General features: G+C 33.7%; 12 protein-coding genes. All 12 read left to right on the forward strand.

Annotation, left to right across the window (positions count from 1 at the left end):
• The first annotated feature begins 10 nt into the window (after window positions 1-10).
• The 12 genes from GH715_RS10695 (at window position 11) to GH715_RS10755 (ending at window position 19,687) form a co-directional block, all read left to right on the forward strand.
• Window positions 11-1,657 carry an SWIM zinc finger family protein gene (locus GH715_RS10695; RefSeq protein ID WP_153835319.1) on the forward strand — a complete coding sequence of 549 codons (1,647 nt, stop codon included), beginning with the start codon at window positions 11-13 and terminating at the stop codon, window positions 1,655-1,657.
• Window positions 1,658-2,411: 754 nt separating this feature from the next.
• Entirely contained in the window at window positions 2,412-3,275 is an 864-nt protein-coding gene (locus tag GH715_RS10700; protein ID WP_153835318.1) for a DUF4352 domain-containing protein, read from the forward strand.
• A gap of 318 nt (window positions 3,276-3,593) precedes the next feature.
• Window positions 3,594-4,130 carry a hypothetical protein gene (locus tag GH715_RS10705; protein WP_153835317.1) on the forward strand — a complete coding sequence of 179 codons (537 nt, stop codon included), beginning with the start codon at window positions 3,594-3,596 and terminating at the stop codon, window positions 4,128-4,130.
• A 150-nt stretch (window positions 4,131-4,280) separates the two neighbouring features.
• Window positions 4,281-5,384, forward strand: coding sequence for a DUF4145 domain-containing protein (locus tag GH715_RS10710; RefSeq protein ID WP_153835316.1), 1,104 nt, complete (start codon window positions 4,281-4,283; stop codon window positions 5,382-5,384).
• A 324-nt stretch (window positions 5,385-5,708) separates the two neighbouring features.
• Entirely contained in the window at window positions 5,709-7,592 is a 1,884-nt protein-coding gene (locus GH715_RS10715) for an N-6 DNA methylase (protein WP_153835315.1), read from the forward strand.
• Window positions 7,593-7,900: 308 nt separating this feature from the next.
• Complete coding sequence (locus tag GH715_RS10720; RefSeq protein ID WP_153835314.1) at window positions 7,901-9,679, forward strand: type I restriction-modification system subunit M; 1,779 nt, start codon at window positions 7,901-7,903, stop codon at window positions 9,677-9,679.
• Window positions 9,672-10,922, forward strand: a complete 1,251-nt coding sequence (locus GH715_RS10725; RefSeq protein ID WP_153835313.1) for a restriction endonuclease subunit S — start codon at window positions 9,672-9,674, stop codon at window positions 10,920-10,922. The genes GH715_RS10720 and GH715_RS10725 overlap by 8 nt, the downstream gene beginning before the upstream one ends.
• Window positions 10,923-13,955 carry a type I restriction endonuclease subunit R gene (locus tag GH715_RS10730; protein ID WP_153835312.1) on the forward strand — a complete coding sequence of 1,011 codons (3,033 nt, stop codon included), beginning with the start codon at window positions 10,923-10,925 and terminating at the stop codon, window positions 13,953-13,955.
• Between the two features lie 458 nt (window positions 13,956-14,413).
• On the forward strand, window positions 14,414-15,883 hold the full coding sequence (locus GH715_RS10740; protein ID WP_153835311.1) for a hypothetical protein: 1,470 nt from the start codon (window positions 14,414-14,416) through the stop codon (window positions 15,881-15,883).
• Window positions 15,884-15,967: 84 nt separating this feature from the next.
• On the forward strand, window positions 15,968-17,050 hold the full coding sequence (locus tag GH715_RS10745; RefSeq protein ID WP_153835310.1) for an endonuclease NucS domain-containing protein: 1,083 nt from the start codon (window positions 15,968-15,970) through the stop codon (window positions 17,048-17,050).
• A 242-nt stretch (window positions 17,051-17,292) separates the two neighbouring features.
• A complete protein-coding gene (locus tag GH715_RS10750; RefSeq protein ID WP_240469379.1) occupies window positions 17,293-17,544 on the forward strand; it encodes a hypothetical protein in 252 nt (83 codons plus the stop codon).
• An 88-nt stretch (window positions 17,545-17,632) separates the two neighbouring features.
• A complete protein-coding gene (locus GH715_RS10755) occupies window positions 17,633-19,687 on the forward strand; it encodes a RecQ family ATP-dependent DNA helicase (protein WP_153835309.1) in 2,055 nt (684 codons plus the stop codon).
• The last annotated feature ends 4 nt before the right edge of the window (window positions 19,688-19,691 follow it).

Below are 19,691 nucleotides of genomic sequence, written 5' to 3' on the forward strand. Positions count from 1 at the left end.
AGGTATATCATTGAATGTGAACAATTTTGAACAATATATAAATGAGATCATAGTATCTCGAGGCGAAGATTACTATGAATGGGAACTTGTAAATAACATAAATGAGATTCAGCCAGGACATTTTCATGCAATTGTCAATGGTTCAGAGGATTATCATGTACAGGTAACTCTCGATGAACCGGGAAATATTCTTTATTCAAGTTGTGATTGTCCCTATGATTTTGGTGATATATGCAAACATGAAACAGCTGTGTTTTTTGCTTTACGAAATAGAAATTCTGACGTTGATCGGGAAGAACCAACATTACATGAGCTTTTACAAACCTTGACAAAAAAAGAATTAATGCAACTATTAGTGGAATACGCTACCGATAACCCTGTAATGGAACAAGAGCTGCGTCTTAAATATGGACCTAAAAAGAATGGCATAGCAGGAGCAAAGGAATTAATTCAGCAATATATTGAAATGGCAGAGGAAGGTGGATTTGTTAATTGGCGCAATGCCAGTCTTGCTGTAAAAGGTGCAGAGCTAGTAATAGAAAAAATGGAAGAAAGCATTGCTAATCAGGAAACCAAAATAGCAGTGCTTCTCGGTGAATTAATCTTGACCGAAATGATTGATCTGCTACAATATTGCGATGATTCTGGTGGAGAAGTCGGTATGGTTGTTGACGAGGCACTTGATAAAATCGATACTGCGATATTAGAAGGAGTCGATCATCTAAACGATCTAGAAAAAATAGATATTGTACAACAACTGATAGATGCTTCAAGAAAGAATAGTTATAAAGGATGGAGTGAATGGCGATTTGCTTTACTCGAGTTTTGCGTTTCATTCTGTGATAGTATCGAATGCCGAAAAATGTTAGAAGAAGAGCTTGAACAAATCTTAGCTGAATCAAATAGTGACCGGTGGAGTGCTTCTTATGATCGTAAACAAATAAAACTGATTCAGTTGGAATTAATTGAACAATTCGAGACAGCAGAAAAACGAAATATGTTTTTGGAAAAAAACATAGATTCTTCTGAATTCAGAGAACGTGTGATCCAAGATAATTTTAATCAGGCAAGCTATGACAAAGTAATAGAACTATGCTTGGATGGCGAGAAAAAAGATAAGCAATCTCTAGGTCTGGTACATAAGTGGCAGCACTACCGTTTTCAGGCATATAAAGCATTACAAGATGAAACGAAGCAAAAATCACTAGGCATGTCCCTATTGCTAGAGGGCAATTATGACTATTTTCTAATATTAAAGCAGTTATACAATCAGGAAGAATGGTCGCAAGTTTTAGAGTATATCACCGACAATTTGTCACAAACCAGATTGAGAGGTACTATCTATGTTCGTATCTTAATAGAAGAAGGGCTAACAGATAAATTACTAACATATTGTGAGAATTCCCCAATCGAAATTGAACATCTGTATCCTCATCTAATAGAGCAGTATCCACAACGTGTAACCGAGATATTTAAACAGCATATTCATTCAATGGCTGAAAGGTCCTCGAATAGAAGCGCTTACCGCAATGTGTGTAAGGTAATAAAAACGTTTAGAAAAGTATGTGGTCCAGAAAGAGCTAATGTTATTATCAAAGAATTAGAAGATAGATACCCTAAAAAACCAGCATTTTTGGATGAATTGTCAAAAGTTTGAGGTAAATTTCACCCTAGACCGTATAAAAACTATGAATGAACAGTGGAGAGGTAAAGTTGGAAATATTTTTCCTCACATTATATTCGATTCTAGTATTCGGAGCAGGTGTCTTACATTTTCTTGGTGAGCATAATTTCTGAAAAAAATAAATTCTGATTATGCCTTTCTTTAACTCGTAGTTATCGCTGCGGGTTATTCAATTTATTCATGTATTTGACTGATTATGAAAAATCTTGCTTATGTATTTTTTAGCTGGGTTGAATAGTATCAGTGAAAAGCATTGGGATATAAAAGAAGTTAAGCACATGAAAAAGAAAAAAATATTTCAAAACAATCTTGTAATGATATTTTTCATCTTGCTGATCGGTTATTTTATTGCAAATTATTCAATCTACCGTCCTTTAAATCTCTCCTTATAATCAAAGTAACTTCTCCTTGATCATTTGTGGAATAACACTGAAGAACAAAAATTCGAATAATGAACAATATACATAAAAGACTTTATAACATACTGTTACATTTATTGGCGCACGAAATACTTACGTTTAAAGATTTACGATTATTCTAGCTGAATGACTATTGAGCAGAGATGGCAAATTATCTTCTCCATATTAAACTTAGAATGTATTTAAAAAAGTGTTCCAACTGACAGTTATATTACCTATATAACCGATAAGATTAAGCTAGTGAGCAAGAAAGGATCCGCTTCACTTTTTATGATGAAGTAGTAAAAAAATGAAGGAGAGCGATATCGATGAAAAAATATTTATTTGTTTTAATCGCGGTTTCTATGTTGCTAATAGCTTGTGAGGAAACTGGGACAACAACATCAGAGTCAGCCAATGGAAATGAGGAAAGTGACGTAAAAACAGAGGAAGATAAGTCAACTAAAGAAGAAAACACAAAAGGTGTAGTAGCTGAAGAAGATTTCGACAAAATGTATTCCGATCCAAGCTCATATCAAGATTATGAAGTAGAATATACAGCACAAGTTTTTACCAAGCCCGAAAGAGATGCAGACGGTACTTATTTACAGGCTTATGCAGATCCAATTAATTACGAGCAAAATACGATTATATTTATAGCTGATCCAGATCTAGCTGTAGAATCTGAAGATTATATTACAGTAAAAGGAATTGTTCGCGATCAATTTGACGGTGAAAATCTGGTAGGTGGTTCTATTGCAGCACCCATGATCGAAGCAAATTCAGTTGAAGTGGTTGATTATATCACAGCCGTTTCTCCAACCATAGAAACTGTGGAAGTCGGACAAGAAATTGACCAACAAGGTTATCTTGTAACGTTACAAAAAATAGAACTAGCTGAAAATCAGACGAGAGTATACGTAAAAGTCTCAAATAATACGAATGATTCTATCTCGTATTTTGCTCATTCAACAAAGCTTATCGTAGACAACCAGCAATTAGAGCCAGAGTTCAACTATGAATCTGGTCTGCCTGAAGTTCAATCAGATATCCTAGCTGACGTAGAATCAGAAGGTGTCATTACCTTCCCAGCCATCGATCAAGAAACAACTTCTCTTAAATTTCATTCCGAAGGTTATTCAGATAACTGGGAGTTAGAAATAGAACCATTTGTATTTGATGTGGAAATATAGTAAATGCCTTATGACATTACGATACCGGCAATTCTAGCTGATATTGTTGAATAGATGTAAAAGGAAAACACAGTACCTGTCGTGTTTTCCTTTTATTATAATCAAAATCATGAGCCATTTTTCTACAAATACTATAAAGATATTCCGAAAATAGTGCTTATATGATTGGAATAGGTCGATTGATGCGGTATAATTTTATTAATATATTACTATTTCGTTTTATGTTTTTCCATAATCTTTATTTTTTTATGATGTAACGTATATTTTTCATTCTTCTTACTGCTAGTTATAGTGTGCAAAAAGAAGGGAGAATATTATATGAACAATTTGAATTATGTTACGTTGACGCAAGACGAGGTAGAAAATGAATTTGACGTAATATCTTCTGTTGAAATTAAGACTTCTGGGGAAATTGATTATTCTGATGGAAAACCTAAAGCGAATGTCAAAAACATTCATGAGAGTATAGTGCCAGAAGGAGAAGTAAATATTTATCGTATCTCGAATCACGAAATTGATATCGAGAAGGCGGTAAAAATTGGTCTAGGTGTTTTGGAAAATAAACAGACAAAGGAAAGAGTTTTGTTTAATTCATTAAGAGCAGTGGAAACAGGACCTACTAAAATCGTCCAAGATACTGAAATTATGCGATTAACGATTTATTATCAATTAGCATTCCCTGATTATGATGATCCAGCTTTCAATCAGTTTTTAGATGAAACGGCAAATTATGAAGGTATTAATAATGTCATTTTATCTAAGGATAACGCGATTATTAAGGAGCTTGATTTTGTAATGAATAGGAAGAAGGGATTAGGGGATAATGTCATCTCTTTTAAAGTGTACAAAAAATAGCATTCAAGTTGTTTTCCTAAAAAGCTAGATTTTGAAGCATTAACTGATCTAAAAGATATATTGAGTGATCGAAGTTATCCTTGATATATCTTTTTGTATAAGATCGATAATTAAAATTAAACAAATCTATGGCAAAAAAGGATGTTCTACATGAATAAAGTCCAAAATCAATATTACTATCACTTTCTAAACGAAGTATCTACTGAACTAGCTTCGATTGCAAGAGAATTAGAGAATAGTGTTTTTACTAGCCCAAGAACAATGCTGACACATTCACGTGTTTTTGTGGAAGGTGTTGTGCAAAGAGTATTACAGATAGAAAACATTTCTGATTTAGGATGCGAAGGGCTAAAAGATAGATTGTATTTATTGAAAGCAAATGCCTTAGTGACAGAAGAACAGTTAACGGCATTGCATCAAGTAAGGAAGTTAGGCAACGAAGCGTCGCACCAAACGCGACCATTTCGATTTTTAGAAGCATTAATGGCTTGGGAATCGCTTTATATTGTGATCAAATGGTTTGTGGAAGTCTATGGTTCTCCAACTATAAAGGTGCCTGCATACCAAGAACCTGCCATTGAAAGTGATAACAATTATGATATTCAAGAATTGGAATTTAGGTTAAAAGAATTAAAAGATCGCCTAGTGGATCGTTTTCAAGCATTAACGGAAATGGATGAAGAAGAAAATCCCTCCAATATAGACGATGAACCAGTTCATTTACCTGGAGAAACGATTGTCCGCACGATATCTTACAAAGATAAATCAATGGATATTCCTTACTTTTTAAGGGATGCTTTTTTGTTACCACAACGTTTTGAAAATTCAGAACGATTTATGATTGCCTTAGGCGGTGCTCAACAAGCTAGAATCATGAGTGAACTGCCATTAAAATTAGATGGGATTTCTTCACATGTGAAGCGATTTAATGAAACGAATGAACAAGCAATGTTTGATGATCTTGCTATATTTATAGAACAGGAACGGACTCGTCGAAAAATAGTGAAAGAACGACCAGGTGAGTTGTTTTTATTCTTTCGAGCGGAGTATATTATCATTACAGAGCGACTTGCGGCTATTCCATTAACAGAAGAATATTTTGTGGGATTCCCTAACTTTTTGCGTCAAATGAAAGAGGATGGCATCGAATATGTTGGGCAATTACCGCAAGAATTATTGATTTTGGCGAAGTATGATCGAGTGGGGATTGGGACGGTTGAGAAGTTGTTTAGGCAGTTGCAGGGGAATGGATAAGCAAAACAATATAATTTGCCAATTTATCGTTGAACTGTTCTCAAACATAGGGCAAATTAGTGTTTAGGGGGGCCCGCTATCCCAAATTGATTTCCTTTTCTTTTATTCAAGCTACTAACATAGCTCCTTTATGAAGAATAGATTATGATTAATTTAAAGTCGATCCTAACTTTTAATAAAGAATTAATTGCAAACAACGCACAAAAAAGTTAGTAATCAAATTATCAACAAAAGTGTTGACTTGTTATTTGAAATAGTTTATATTTAACTTAATTAAGGTTAGTAATTTAATAACTAACTTTATGTAGAGGGGATGTTAAACATATGGAGGATAACGTGTTATTTAATCAATTAGATATATTGCGTGGAGATTTACCACTAGAAAAAATGAAAAATGTAGCTATTCCCATTTATAGTCTGCAGTTTCTTAAAAACAATCAAAAGATTCCTGAAGAAGCTACGGTTAGTAACGTATTAAAACATGAAGATAACCTGGTGGGGAGTTTAGTACATGCATTTAAAATTGTTGAAGACGAATATCCGGAATTAAAGGGTGTGTATGATATCTTTCCGTCAAAAGAGTTAAGTCAGAAAGTGTTATTTAACTTCTTACTTCAAGTGAATAATATGAAGTTTACTAATAATGAATGGGCTGACTTAATGGAAAAATTGTTTAACAATCTATATGAAAACGAAGGTAAAAAAGGTGGTGCACATTATTCACCAGAAAGTGTCAATCAATTAGGGATTGCATTATTACAACCACAATCAGGCACTTTTTATGATGGTGCTGCGGGTGTCGGTGCGACGACTGTAGAAGCACAAAAGTATGCAAGAGAAACTAATGGGAACATCCAACTGTTCGGGCAAGAAGTGAATTATAACAATTGGGCGGCGGCAAAGTTTAATTTACTTTTTCATGGTGTAGAAAATGCCGACCTTCGGTTAGGAGATACACTCCTTAAACCAGCATTTGTTGAGGGTAAGAATATAGCGAAATTTGATCGAGTTATGATGGATTTTCCATTTTCAATGAACATTACTGATTATGAAAAGTTAATAAATGACCCGTTTAATCGTTTTATTTATGGTAAACCACCAAGAAGAAGTGCAGATATGGCATTTATTATGCATGGATTGTCGTCATTAAATCAAAACGGAAAGGCAATATTTGTTGTAACTAATGGCACATTGTTTAGAAAAGGAGTTGAAGGAACAATTCGGCAAAACATGATTTCTGCTGATGTTATTGAAGCAGTAATCGCATTACCAGAGAATATTTATGCTGAAACTGCCATTCAGACGAATTTACTTGTCTTAAATAAAAATAAGCCTATTGAACGTCAAGGCAAAATATTATTTATAAATGCAGAAGAAGAATTTAAACAATTAAACAGAAGAAGAAAACTTTTGAATCATGAAAATATCAATAAGGTTGTTAATGCGTATAAAAAAGGAACTCAAATAAAAGGTTTCAGTAAATTTGTTAAGACAAATAAGATTGAGGATGCAGATCTGTTGTGTAAACGTTACTTGGAAGATGGTGAAATTGAAGTCAATACGTTTGGGAAGGTAAAAGTTTCACAAGACAAAATTAAAAATCAACCTAATAACAAATCTCTATCCAATTTAACAGAGTCCATATACAGAGGCTTAAATGTTTCTTCTAAATCAGTAGAAGAAGGGGTTGGAGAATATAAAATCATAAAACTTTCAGATGTGAAAGATGGCGAAATTAATCTCGAGGAACTAACGCAGGTTACTTTAAAACGCAAATCAAAAGTGGAAATGTATCTCGTACAACGTGGAGATGTCATTATTTCGAACCGAGGGACAAGTATAAAGATAGCTGTGGTACCACATGTCGAAGAGAATATTATTTTGTCTCATAATTTCTTGGGGATTAGGTGCAACAATCAATTAGATCCATATTTTCTCAAAGAGTATCTAGAAAGTCCAGTCGGTCAATACATGCTTACAAGTAAGCAGATAGGTACGAATATCTTAACGATAAACCCTAAAGATCTTGAGGATATAAAAATACCAGTACCAGAAATCGAAGCACAAATGGAAATTGTTGAGGGATTTCATGACATGAAAAGTAATATTCAAGAGAGGTTACAGCAGTTAGAGGAAGAGAAAAAGCAACTACAACTACAGTTATATGATTATATGGGAATTCGTGATTCATTTGAAATTATCGAGTGATGGAGGGGAAAAAATAATGGAATGGTATTTGTCAGATTAATGAGATCAATCTAGAAGAATACCTTCTTGGTAAAAGAACTGAGGTTGAAAACTTTTATCTTCAGAGGTTAAAGGAAGATGTCAGCATTACTGCATAAAGGTTTTGGAATAATTGTTTATAAGATTGAGTCATCAGGTTAATAGGATTATCTATCTAGGCATTAATGACTATTATATTTCTGATATAATCAGTATTATAGCGAATTTTACTTAGTTGAAAATAGAATTTAAATATATTTCTAGAACGAACAAATGGAGGGGTAAGTCTAATGAACGAAGTATCAAGACATTTGCAAACAAGTGTAAATATTCAAGAAAAAGCAAATCTTATTTGGAGTATCGCAGACTCCATTAGAGGGTTATATAAACCTCACCAATATGGTGAAGTAATTTTACCAATGACGGTTATTAAAAGGTTTCATGATACATTGTTACCAACTAGAGATAAAGTATTAGAAACTTATGAAAAGGTTAAACATTTAGAGGTTAAAGAGGGATTCCTCCAAAATGCGTCTGGTTATGTGTTCTATAATGTTAGTAATTTTACATTTGAAAGTTTATTAGCGGATCCGGATAACATTGAAGAAAACTTTTTGGCCTATTTAAATGGGTTCTCTGAAAATGTCCAAGACGTATTAAAGAATTTTGAATTCGAACGTGAGATTAGAAAACTTGCAAACAATGATAAATTGTTTTTCATTATTCAGGAGTTTAATTCTGAGAAAGCGTATATGGGTCCAGACAAAATTACAAGCACTGATATGGGTTATATTTTTGAGGACCTAATTAAGAAGTTTTCAGAGAGTTATGATGAAGAAGCAGGGTCTCACTTTACAAGCCGAGATATCATTTACTTAATGACAGATTTATTGATTGCAGAAGAAAAAGATATTCTTATTGATGAAGGTGTTGCTAAAACAGTTTATGACCAAACAATGGGTACATCACAGATGTTAAGTGCTATGGAGGAAAGATTAGAAGCTCTAGATTCTGAAGCTGACGTAACCACGTTTGGCCAAGAAATTAATGAACAGACTTATGCCATCGCTAAAGCAGACACGATGATTCGTGGTGGAAACCCAGACAACATGAGATTAGGTAATACGTTGACTGAGGATCAGTTTGAAGGATATACATTTGATTATTGTATTTCCAACCCACCATTCGGAACCGATTGGAAGTCAGAATACAAAAAAGTAAAAGATGAACATGGTCGAGGCGAACATGGTCGCTTCGGTGTAGGATTACCTAAAAAAAATGATGGTCAGCTATTATTCCTATTAAATGGATTAAGTAAGTTGAAAGATTCAGGTCGTATGGCGATTATTCACAACGGTTCTGCACTTTTTAGTGGGAATGCAGGTGGTGGCGAGAGCGAAATCCGTCGCTATGTGATTGAGAATGATTGGTTAGAAGCGATTGTTCAATTACCTAATGATTCATTCTACAATACGGGGATAGCCACTTACGTTTGGATATTAACAAAAGAAAAACCGAAACATCGTATTGGAATGGTACAACTTATTGATGCGTCTAATATGTTTGAAAAGCGTAGAAAGAACATTGGTAGTAAACGAGTCGATATCAGTGAAGAATGTCGAGAAATGATTGTTAAAGCATATGGTGAGTTTCAAAATAAAGAGTATTCTCTTGGGGAACGTGGAGTTGAGTCTAAGATTCTAGAGAATGAAGAATTTGGTTTTTATAAAGTGACTGTCGAGACACCTCAATATGATGAGGAAAGAAACATCGTGCTAAAGAATGGTAAACCTGTGGCTGATACTGATAAAAGAGATACCGAAGAGATTCCATTAAAAGAAGATATTCAAGAATATTTTGACAAAGAAATTAAGCCATTTAATTCTGATGCATGGATTGATGAAAAGAAGACTAAAATCGGATATGAAATCCCATTTACACGCTTATTCTATAAGTTTGAAAAACTGGAAAAATCAGATGACATTGCAGCACGTATTAAAAAAATTGAAGCCGAAATCGTAAAATCCTTTGAAGTCTTATCAGGTGAGGAGGTAAGAGTGGATGACTAAAGAGAAGGTAGATATTGATGCTAGTTGGTTTGGTGCCATTCCAGAGACTTGGAGTATAACTAAAGTTAAATGGTTAGGAAGGTTCATAAATGGTTATGCGTTTAAACCAGAGGATTGGGGTAATGAGGGTCTTCCTATTATCAGAATTCAAAATTTAACAGACCCTGAAAAAGAATCAAATCATTTTAATGGGGACCTGGATGATAAATATCTAGTTACAAAAGGAGACTACTTAATATCTTGGTCAGCTACACTAGATGTCTTTAAGTGGGAGAAAGAAAATGCCTACCTGAATCAACATATATTTAAAGTAACGTTGAACAGAGAGAATATAGAATATAAATACTTTTATTGGCTAGCAAAAGTATTTATGGAAGAAATGAATAGTAGTAAACATGGTTCAACAATGCAACATGTAACAAAATCAGTATTTGATAATTTTAAAGTTCCTTTACCACCAAGAGATGTTCAACTTATAATCGCAAACTTTCTAGATGAAAAAGTATCGGAGATTGATTCCATTGTAGAAAACACAAAACAGTCTATTAAGGAATTGAAGAAATATAAACAATCTTTAATTACAGAAACAGTTACAAAGGGATTAGATCCAAATGTGGAGATGAAGGATAGTTGGATTGAGTGGGTAGAAAAAATACCAAAACATTGGGAGATTAATTATTTAAATCAGTATTTTACACAACATAAATTTAAAAATGAAGGGTTAAAAGAAAATAATTTATTATCTTTGTCATATGGAAAAATTATAAGGAAAAATATTAATACTACTGATGGATTGTTACCGCAAAGTTTCGAAAACTATAATATTATTGACAACGGAGATATTGTATTGCGATTAACTGATTTGCAGAATGATAAGAAGAGTTTAAGAGTAGGGTTGGCGACAGAAAGAGGTATCATAACTTCAGCGTATATAACACTAAGAAAAACTTATAAGATAGATACTAATTATATTTACTATTATCTTCATTCTTTTGATATATACAAAGGCTTTTACGGTTTAGGTTCTGGTGTTAGACAAGGTTTAACTTACGACGGACTAAAGAGATTGCAAATACTACATCCACCATTACATGAACAAGAGGAAATTTCTGGATATTTGAATGACAAAGCGTCACAAATTGATGAGTTAATTAAGAAAAAAGAGGAACTATTAGTTGAATTGGAATCCTATAAAAAATCTCTAATCTACGAATATATCACCGGAAAAAAGGAGGTAATATAATTGGCTTTTGAGGATACGGAAAAACGTTTTGAGGAAGATATTGAAACGTTTCTACTTACTGAAGGTGGATACGTTAAAGGTGACCAATCAAACTATGATAAAGAACGAGCCATTGATCTAACACAGTTGATTAACTTTATTCAAGAAACTCAAGAGAATGCATGGCTCCGTTATCAAAAGATTTATGGGGATGAAGCCCCTAGAAAGTTGTATAAGCGTCTCAATGATGAAATTGATACAAATGGCTTATTACATGTTTTACGTTACGGTATATCAGATCGTGGCGTGAAACTAAAAGTGGCAGCCTTTAGACCTGAATCTACTTTGAATGAAAAGACATTGAAGAACTATCAATCAAATAAGCTAACCGTAACTCGTCAGTTTGCTTATTCCACTTCTAATCACAATACATTGGATATGGTGTTATCTTTAAATGGTATTCCAATTGTGGCAATGGAGTTGAAAAATCAATTCAAAGGGCAGTCAGTTGAACACGGAAAAAAACAATTTATGTATGATCGTGATCCACGAGAAAAGATATTTCAGTTTAATAAACGTGTATTAGTTTACTTTGTTGCCGATTTAAGTGAAGTCTGGATGACCACAAAACTGAATGGTAAGGACACATTTTTCTTACCATTCAACCAAGGGTCTAACGGAGCTGGTGAAGTTGGAGGTGCAGGTAACCCTGAAAACCCTGAAGGTTATACAACATCATACCTTTGGGGAAAGGTGCTTCAAAAAGACAGCTTGATGAACATTATTCATCGCTTTATTCACTTAGAAGTAAAGAAAGAAAAAGTAATGAAAAACGGCCGTGAACAAAATAAAACGAGCTCTAAGTTAATTTTCCCGCGTTATCATCAGCTAGATGTAGTTCGAAAACTTGTTCATCACGTAAAGCAAGAAGGTAGTGGGGATAACTATTTAATTCAACATAGTGCTGGATCAGGTAAGTCGAACAGTATAGCTTGGCTCGCCTATCATTTAGCTAGTTTACATGACCAAGATAATAAGAGTGTGTTTAATTCAGTCATTATTGTTACAGATCGTACAGTTCTTGATCGCCAATTACAAGATACGATTTCAGGCTTTGATCATACACAAGGATTGGTTGAAACAATAGGTGAAAAGAAAACGTCACGCGATTTAAAGAATGCCATTAACGATGGAAAACGAATCATTATTACAACGCTACAAAAGTTTCCTGTGATTTATGAAGAAGTTGAAGTCAATGAAGGAAACCGTTTCGCATTAATTGTTGATGAAGCACACTCGTCACAGACAGGTACCAGTGCAAAGAAATTAAAGGCAGCTCTTGCTGATACAGAGGAAGCTTTAAAAGAATATGCAGAACTAGAGGCTGAAATAGAAGAAAATACACCTGACCAAGAAGATAAACTGGTACAAGAACTGCTAACGCATGGTCGTCATACAAATTTAAGTTTCTTTGCTTTTACCGCAACACCAAAAGAGAAAACCTTAGAGATGTTTGGTACTCAACAGGCTGATGGTACATTTAGACCATTTCATGTATATAGTATGCGTCAAGCCATTGAGGAAGGATTTATCTTAGATGTATTGCAAAATTATATGACATATGAAACATCATATAAGATTGCCAAGAATACTCCTGATAATCCTGAATTATCAACAACACAAGGTGTAAAAGCGATTAGACGTTATCAGTCCTTGCATCCACACAACTTACAACAAAAAACAGCTATCATGATCGAGCACTTCCGCAATGTAACGCGTAAAATGTTAGGTGGTAAAGCAAAAGCTATGGTCGTAACAGCTTCTCGATTACATGCGGTGCGTTATTACTTTGAGTTTAAGAATTATATCGAGAAAAAAGGTTACGTTGACATGGATGTATTAGTTGCTTTTTCAGGTTCAGTTAAAGATCAAGATGAGGAATATTCAGAAGATCAATTAAACAAGACAAAAGAAGGTAAGCGAATTAAGGAAAATCAATTAAAAGAAATGTTCAACTCTGATGAATTTAATGTACTTGTCGTTGCTGAAAAATATCAAACAGGATTTGATGAACCGTTACTTCATACGATGTTCGTAGATAAGAAATTATCTGGGGTAAAGGCAGTTCAAACATTATCTCGCTTAAATCGAACATATCCAGGTAAAGAGGATACCTTCGTGTTGGATTTTGTTAATGAAGCGGATGATATTAAGGATGCCTTTCAACCGTTTTATGAAGTGACGGAATTAGATAAAGAGATTGATGTGAATTTAATCTATGATACAAAAACAAAACTTAGGAACTACAACATATACAATGATCAAGATATACAAAAATTAACAAAGATATATTTCAAAGCTGGAAATCAATCGGAGTCTGATTTAGGTAAAATAGCGAGTCATTTGATCCCTATCATAAAACGTTATGAAGAACTAGATGAACAGCAACAATACGAGTTTCGGGTAACGGTAAGAAACTTCAATAAATGGTATTCATACATTACACAATTAACAAGAATGTTTGACAAGGAACTGCATGAAGAATATATCTTCTGCAAGTATTTAATTCGTTTTGTTCCAAAGAATAGTACAGAGAAAATTGATATTGAAGACAAGGTGAAGTTGGAATATTACAAGGTTGAAGAGACGTTTAGTGGGGATATCACATTAGAAAAGAATTTAGATTATAAGCTTAAAAACCCAGATAACGTCGAGACAGGAGTTAAGCCACCAGACGATGACGATGTACTAGAGAATATCATTAGACGTGTCAATGAAAAATATGACGGAAAACTATCAGAATCTGACCGACTAATTATTGAAGGCGTTACACGTAAAGCGAAGGAATCAAATGATCGCCTGAAAAGTCTTGCAAGAAGTAATGATGAAGAAATGTTTGAGAAGAGCCTTTTCCCGAGCGTGTTTGAGAAAGCATCTCAAGAGCTTTATTTAGAACAAATGGACTCCTACTCCAAACTATTTGAGGATAAATCATATTACAACTCAATAATGGAAGCTGTGGCAAAAGAGATATATAAGGAATTAAGAAAGTAATCCGGCCTCTTTTTAATTCAAGATATACGGTTAATTTTATGGCGACATCAAGGAAGTTGTGTGGATAATTTTGGATATAAGACAGCGGCAAAATTAGTTATGTAACTAGTCGGACTTGATCAACAAGCTGTCAATGAAGCATTCTCTGAATTTTTGTCAAATGAAAAGCTAAACATTCAATAAATTGGATTCGTAAAGTTGATTATTGATTGTGTTGTTAAAAATGGTGTAATGGATAAAAAGGTTTTACAACATGGTCCTTTTAAATCCGTGGGAAGTATCGTTGAGCTGTTTTAGGATAAAATGGACGATACTCGGAAGATTATAGGTGTTATTGGTGAGTTAAATAAGAATTTCTGAAGAGGTTGCTGGAGCATAGATGTAACTGGCGTACTTTTAATGAAGGCACTTAATAATATTTTAGGTGCCTTTTGATTTAAGAGTGGGAGGGAGCTAAATTGGGTGAAATTGTGTTATCTACAGTGGAATTGCAGGAATTAAAAGATAAATATGGTAAGTATTTTGAGCCTATAAAAAGTGATAGTGAATTTCTGAAAATCCATGCAAAACTAGACCGTATTGGTGCGGGGGATAAAAATACTGCAGAATTCCATAATATTGCACAGAGGTTATTGGAGTATGTTCATAGAACTGAAAATGGTAAACAAGCATTATTGCTTACAAAAACTTTAAATGAAATAAGAGTGCGGAATAAATTCTTTCTAACAAATAACGCTACAAATGTAGATCAATTGTGTGATTTAATATTAATTCAGTTTAAACACTCTTTGAAACCAAAAATTTATTACAATATAATGAAGTTACTAAACTACTGTGAAGGGTGGCTGGGTAATTTTAATATTAATTCAGTAGTTGGTCGAAGAAGAATAGATGATTTGGAAGGAAACATCTTTGAGTGTTTCAATTTAAAGTTATCTTTAGAACACCTTCATACATATTTAGTTTTGGGACAAGAAGATGAATTGAGGAAGCTGTATTTGGATTTGGAAGTGGAGTGGGACAAACTTGACCATCAGGTAAATGAAAAGACTTTTGAAAAATTCCTTTGGTACAGCTTTATTTTAGATAAGGAGAAAGGTATTCAAGAACATATAACTCATTATAAAAGCTTAATAAAGAGTAACCGTTGGGGTGTAAAGTTTTACCGTTACGTTACAAAGACTTTCTCTGAAAATGGTAGTCTAAATAAAGAAAAAATGCAAAAACTAATTAAACGCTTTAAAAAGATGAAGGGCTATTCCATTGCTGAAAAGGAAAGGATTATTATAAAAATATTAAAGAAGATAAAAGAAAAGCAAGTGACCAATGAAGTGGAGAGGCTAGTATCATATCATCTTCCGAAAGATGTAAAACTAAAGGATGTTAATCAAGAATTAAATATTAATCTAGCAGTCTATGAAAATAAGGAAATGAAAAATATCTTACGAACAATCAGTGTAGAAGCCATTAGTCATCCAAAAAGAGAAGATATTTATATAAATCGAAGAGTACTAAAAAGGATAATAGAAGAAAATGCCCCTGGATACATACATGTATTAGAAGGTAGAAGATCAACTAGTAAAGAGAATGCAGATGGTGAAAGTGATTGGTTTGTATGGCCATCAACAGAAATAACTGGTGATGGTGAAAACGATGCGAATGGTCTAAAAAAGAAAAGTGAATTAATAAAAATAGGCTATCAAATAACTGGTAAAACAAGAGAACAACGTTGGCGAATATTACAACGCGCTGTTCCAGTTATTGGTTTGAAGAAAGTAGCTTATACGATTGCAGGAAACGTGAAATTGAGGAAGGGTCAAAAGAATGGAGTAAATAAATTTAGTTATGCTATTTCCGAATGGGAACACGACTTGGCTAAGCTAAAAAAGGTTTACTATAAAAAAGATTTTAATTGGCCAAGTACATAATTCGAATAATAGTTACCGCTTATGTTGTGGTTGGCAAATTTGCTTGTGCTAGATTTTTCAAATATAAAAGCGAGGTGTGTGAGTATGCCTATTGAAGTTGGAATATGGAATATTAATAATGGAATAAAAAAAGTTGCTTTTTCTTCGATTGAGTCGGAGAGGAAATTGGAAGATATTTTGGTTAAGGATATCTCTATTCTTTCGGAAGACATATTACTTATAGGAAGACAAATCCAAACTGATTACGGAAAGTTTATTGATATGCTTGCTATAGATCAGGACGGAAATCTTCTAATAATAGAGTTGAAGAAAAATAGAACGCCTAGAGAAGTGGTGTCTCAAGCAATCGATTATGCTTCATGGGTGCAAAATCTATCATACGATCAAATATTGAATATATATGAAGAGAAAAATGATGCTCCTTTAGAAGAAGCTTTTGCTGATAAGTTTGATAATAGCTTGCCAGACAATTTAAATGATAATCACCAAATCATGATTGTTTCTGCACAATTAGATAGTGAAACAGAACGAATAATTAATTATTTATCTAATAATTTTGACGTGCCAATTAACGCTGTGTTCTTCAGATATTTTGAAGACGGAGAACTGCAGTATATTACAAGAAGTTGGCTTCTCGACCCGAATATAGTTGATGAGAAATCTAGTAATCCAAAAGTAAAAAATAAAAGGGAAAAGTGGAATAAACAAGACTTTGTAGTTAATTTTGAAGAAAAAGATTCAAGAAATTGGGCAGATGCAGTAAAATACGGTTTTATTGCTGCTGGTGGTGGCCGTTGGTACAGCCAGACATTAAAACGTTTATTTGTTGGTGCTAGAATATTTTGTATGATTCCGAAAAGTGGATATGTTGGAATTGGGAAGGTAACAGAAACAGTTAAACCAATAAAAGATGCTACTTTTGAAGAGAATGTTGAAGAAAAGGGTATTGCTAATTTAAGTTTAAAAGCTCCAAATATGTTGCATGATTCAGATGAACTTGATAAATGCGAATATATTGTTAAAGTGGACTGGATTAAAACAGTCCCTAAAGAAGATGCATACTGGATAAAAGGCCTGAAAGCAAATCAGAATAGTGCATACAAGTTAAGAAGCCAATATACCATTGATAAGGTTTCTGAATTTTTTGGTCTTGAAAATGATAACTAAAGTAAGAGACAATCCTTAACATCAGGGATTGTCTCCTACTTTTTTTCTATCACTTGCAAGTCATTTTGAATTTAAAAAGGCGAGCAGAAAGAAAGAATGGGGAAAAATGTAGAAATCTAAGTGGGATAATTATACAATTAATGTAAGGGTAACCTTGAAAACACGCTTTAAGAATTATTGTTGAAAGCAAAGTAAATAGTTAATTAATATCTTGAAAAACTATAAAAGTAAGAGGTGTAATTGTGCAAAAGAAAATAAAGTATAACCTAAACGAAGAGTCACTGAACTTTATCTTGTTATTTGAAAAGTCAGTTTCTAGCGGAAAAGTATTTAGCAAAAAAGAACTTGTAGAACTTTTTATCGAGTCTAGTTTTTACGATGATGTAATTAATACATATTACGAGACAGCAATTTATAAAGCCATATGGTGGGCAGTTAAAAGAAGCGGCAGTTGGAAAATGAATAGAGGGAGTTATACTAAGATTTATATTTAGGTATTTAGAATAATAGAAAGGGGTCTGTTATCAGTTATAGAGTTTGCTAGAAATGAATCCAAAAGTATATATATGAAAGGGTGGAAAAATGTATTTACAGGAATTACAGAAGGTGTTTGGAGCTAATGCGGCTTTTCGTGATGGTCAGGACAAGGCAATTAACAGTATCTTAAATAAAAAACGTGTCCTTGTTGTTCAGAAGACAGGTTGGGGGAAAAGTTTAGTTTATTTTCTTGCAACAAAGATTTTGCGACAGCGTAGGGAAGGTGTCACGCTAATTATTAGCCCATTGTTGGCTTTGACAAGAAATCAAATTGATAGCACAGAAAAATATGGAATTGTAGCAGAATGTATTAACAGCCAAATTAACAAAACAACAGAGGAAAGGGTTAATGTTGTTAACCGATGTAATGCTGGTGAATGTGATGTTCTATTTATTACACCTGAGCAACTACAAAATGAAGATTTTGTTAGACTATTATCACAACTTGAAATCGGATTATTTGTGGTTGATGAAGCACATTGTATATCAGATTGGGGACATGATTTTCGACCAGATTATAGACGTATTCATCACCTTCTTCAAATTTTACCAGAAAACATTGCTGTTTTAGCCACTACAGCAACAGCAAATAATCGAGTGATTGAGGATGTAGCGGCTCAACTAGGCGAGTGTGAGGTGGTGCGGGGAGATTTACAACGAGAATCTTTACATCTACACAAGGTATTTCTACCAACTGCAGAGGAAAAGTATGCCTGGATAGCGAAGAACTTAGGATGGTTAGAGGGTTCGGGGATCATTTACGCTACAACAATTAAAGAGTGCGAACGCCTTGCGATATGGCTCCGACAAAATGCAATTGATGCTAGTGCGTATCATAGTGGACTTAATGAAGAAGTTAAAATTGATCTAGAAAATAAACTAATTAACAATAAACTTAAAGTACTTGTCTCCACGATTGCTCTTGGAATGGGCTATGACAAGGAGGATATTAGCTTTGTCATTCATTACTACACACCGAAATCTGTTGTTGAGCATTATCAACAAATAGGTAGGGCAGGACGTGGCATAGATCAAGCTGTATGTGTGCTTCTTTATGGTGGGGAGGACGAAAGGAAAATTAATGAGTACTTTATCTATAATTCCTTCCCTAAGCAAGAGCATATTAATCTGGTGCTCAATCACTTAAGTCAAAATGACGAGGTTAAGAAGTCATCTCTTGAACAAAAGATGAATATTAAGTCAACGACTCTAGATCAAATTTTGAAATTATTATTAATTGAAGGTTTCATATTGAAGGATTCGAGATCACGATATTCCCGAACATTAAAACCTTATACCTCTCAACAGAATTATTATAGTTCTGTTATTGACATAAAGGTTCGTGAATATCAGGAATTACTTAATTTTCAACAAACAACGGAATGTCAAATGGCTTATTTAACAAAAGCATTGGATGACCCTAATTCCAGAAGATGTGAAAAATGTAGTACTTGCCTTGGTGATGCATGGAATTTAACTAATGATGTATTGATTAGCGATGATATCGCTAAAGTTTCTCAATTCTTTAAGAAGAATTATATTTTAATTGAACCCCGTAAAAGATCCTCAGTAACAAATAAAAAACTGGAGTTTATACACAATGAAGGGCTTGCTTTGAGTTATTATCACGAGCAACTTGGGCAGGAGGCTCGTCGTGGGAAATACGTTAACAACAATTTTTCAGATGTGCTTGTCGATGCATCAGCTGATAAATTAAGACGTTTCTTAAGAGAAAAAGAAATCGATATAAAAGAATTAGTTATTATTCCAATTCCTTCAAATCGAAGACCAAATCTTGTTCCAGAGTTTGCACAACGACTTGCAAACAAATTACAATGTAAGTATATTAATATTCTTGCTAAAAAACCAAATGAACCAGAACAAAAATCGCTTCTAAATAGTCGTTTTCAAGAGCAAAGTATTCGTGACCATTTGTATATACAGAATGACGTAAATATTAATAATAAAAATATACTTTTAGTAGATGACTTTGTGGATTCAAGATGGACTTTTACAGTGGCGACGGACATACTAGGTGTAGAGTTTGAAAATATTACTATAACGCCGTTTGCCCTAGCGGATACTAGTGGCAATGATTAAAATG

The sequence above is a fragment of the Gracilibacillus thailandensis genome (genome assembly GCF_010994055.1).
GTDB classification, from domain to species: domain Bacteria; phylum Bacillota; class Bacilli; order Bacillales; family Amphibacillaceae; genus Gracilibacillus; species Gracilibacillus lacisalsi.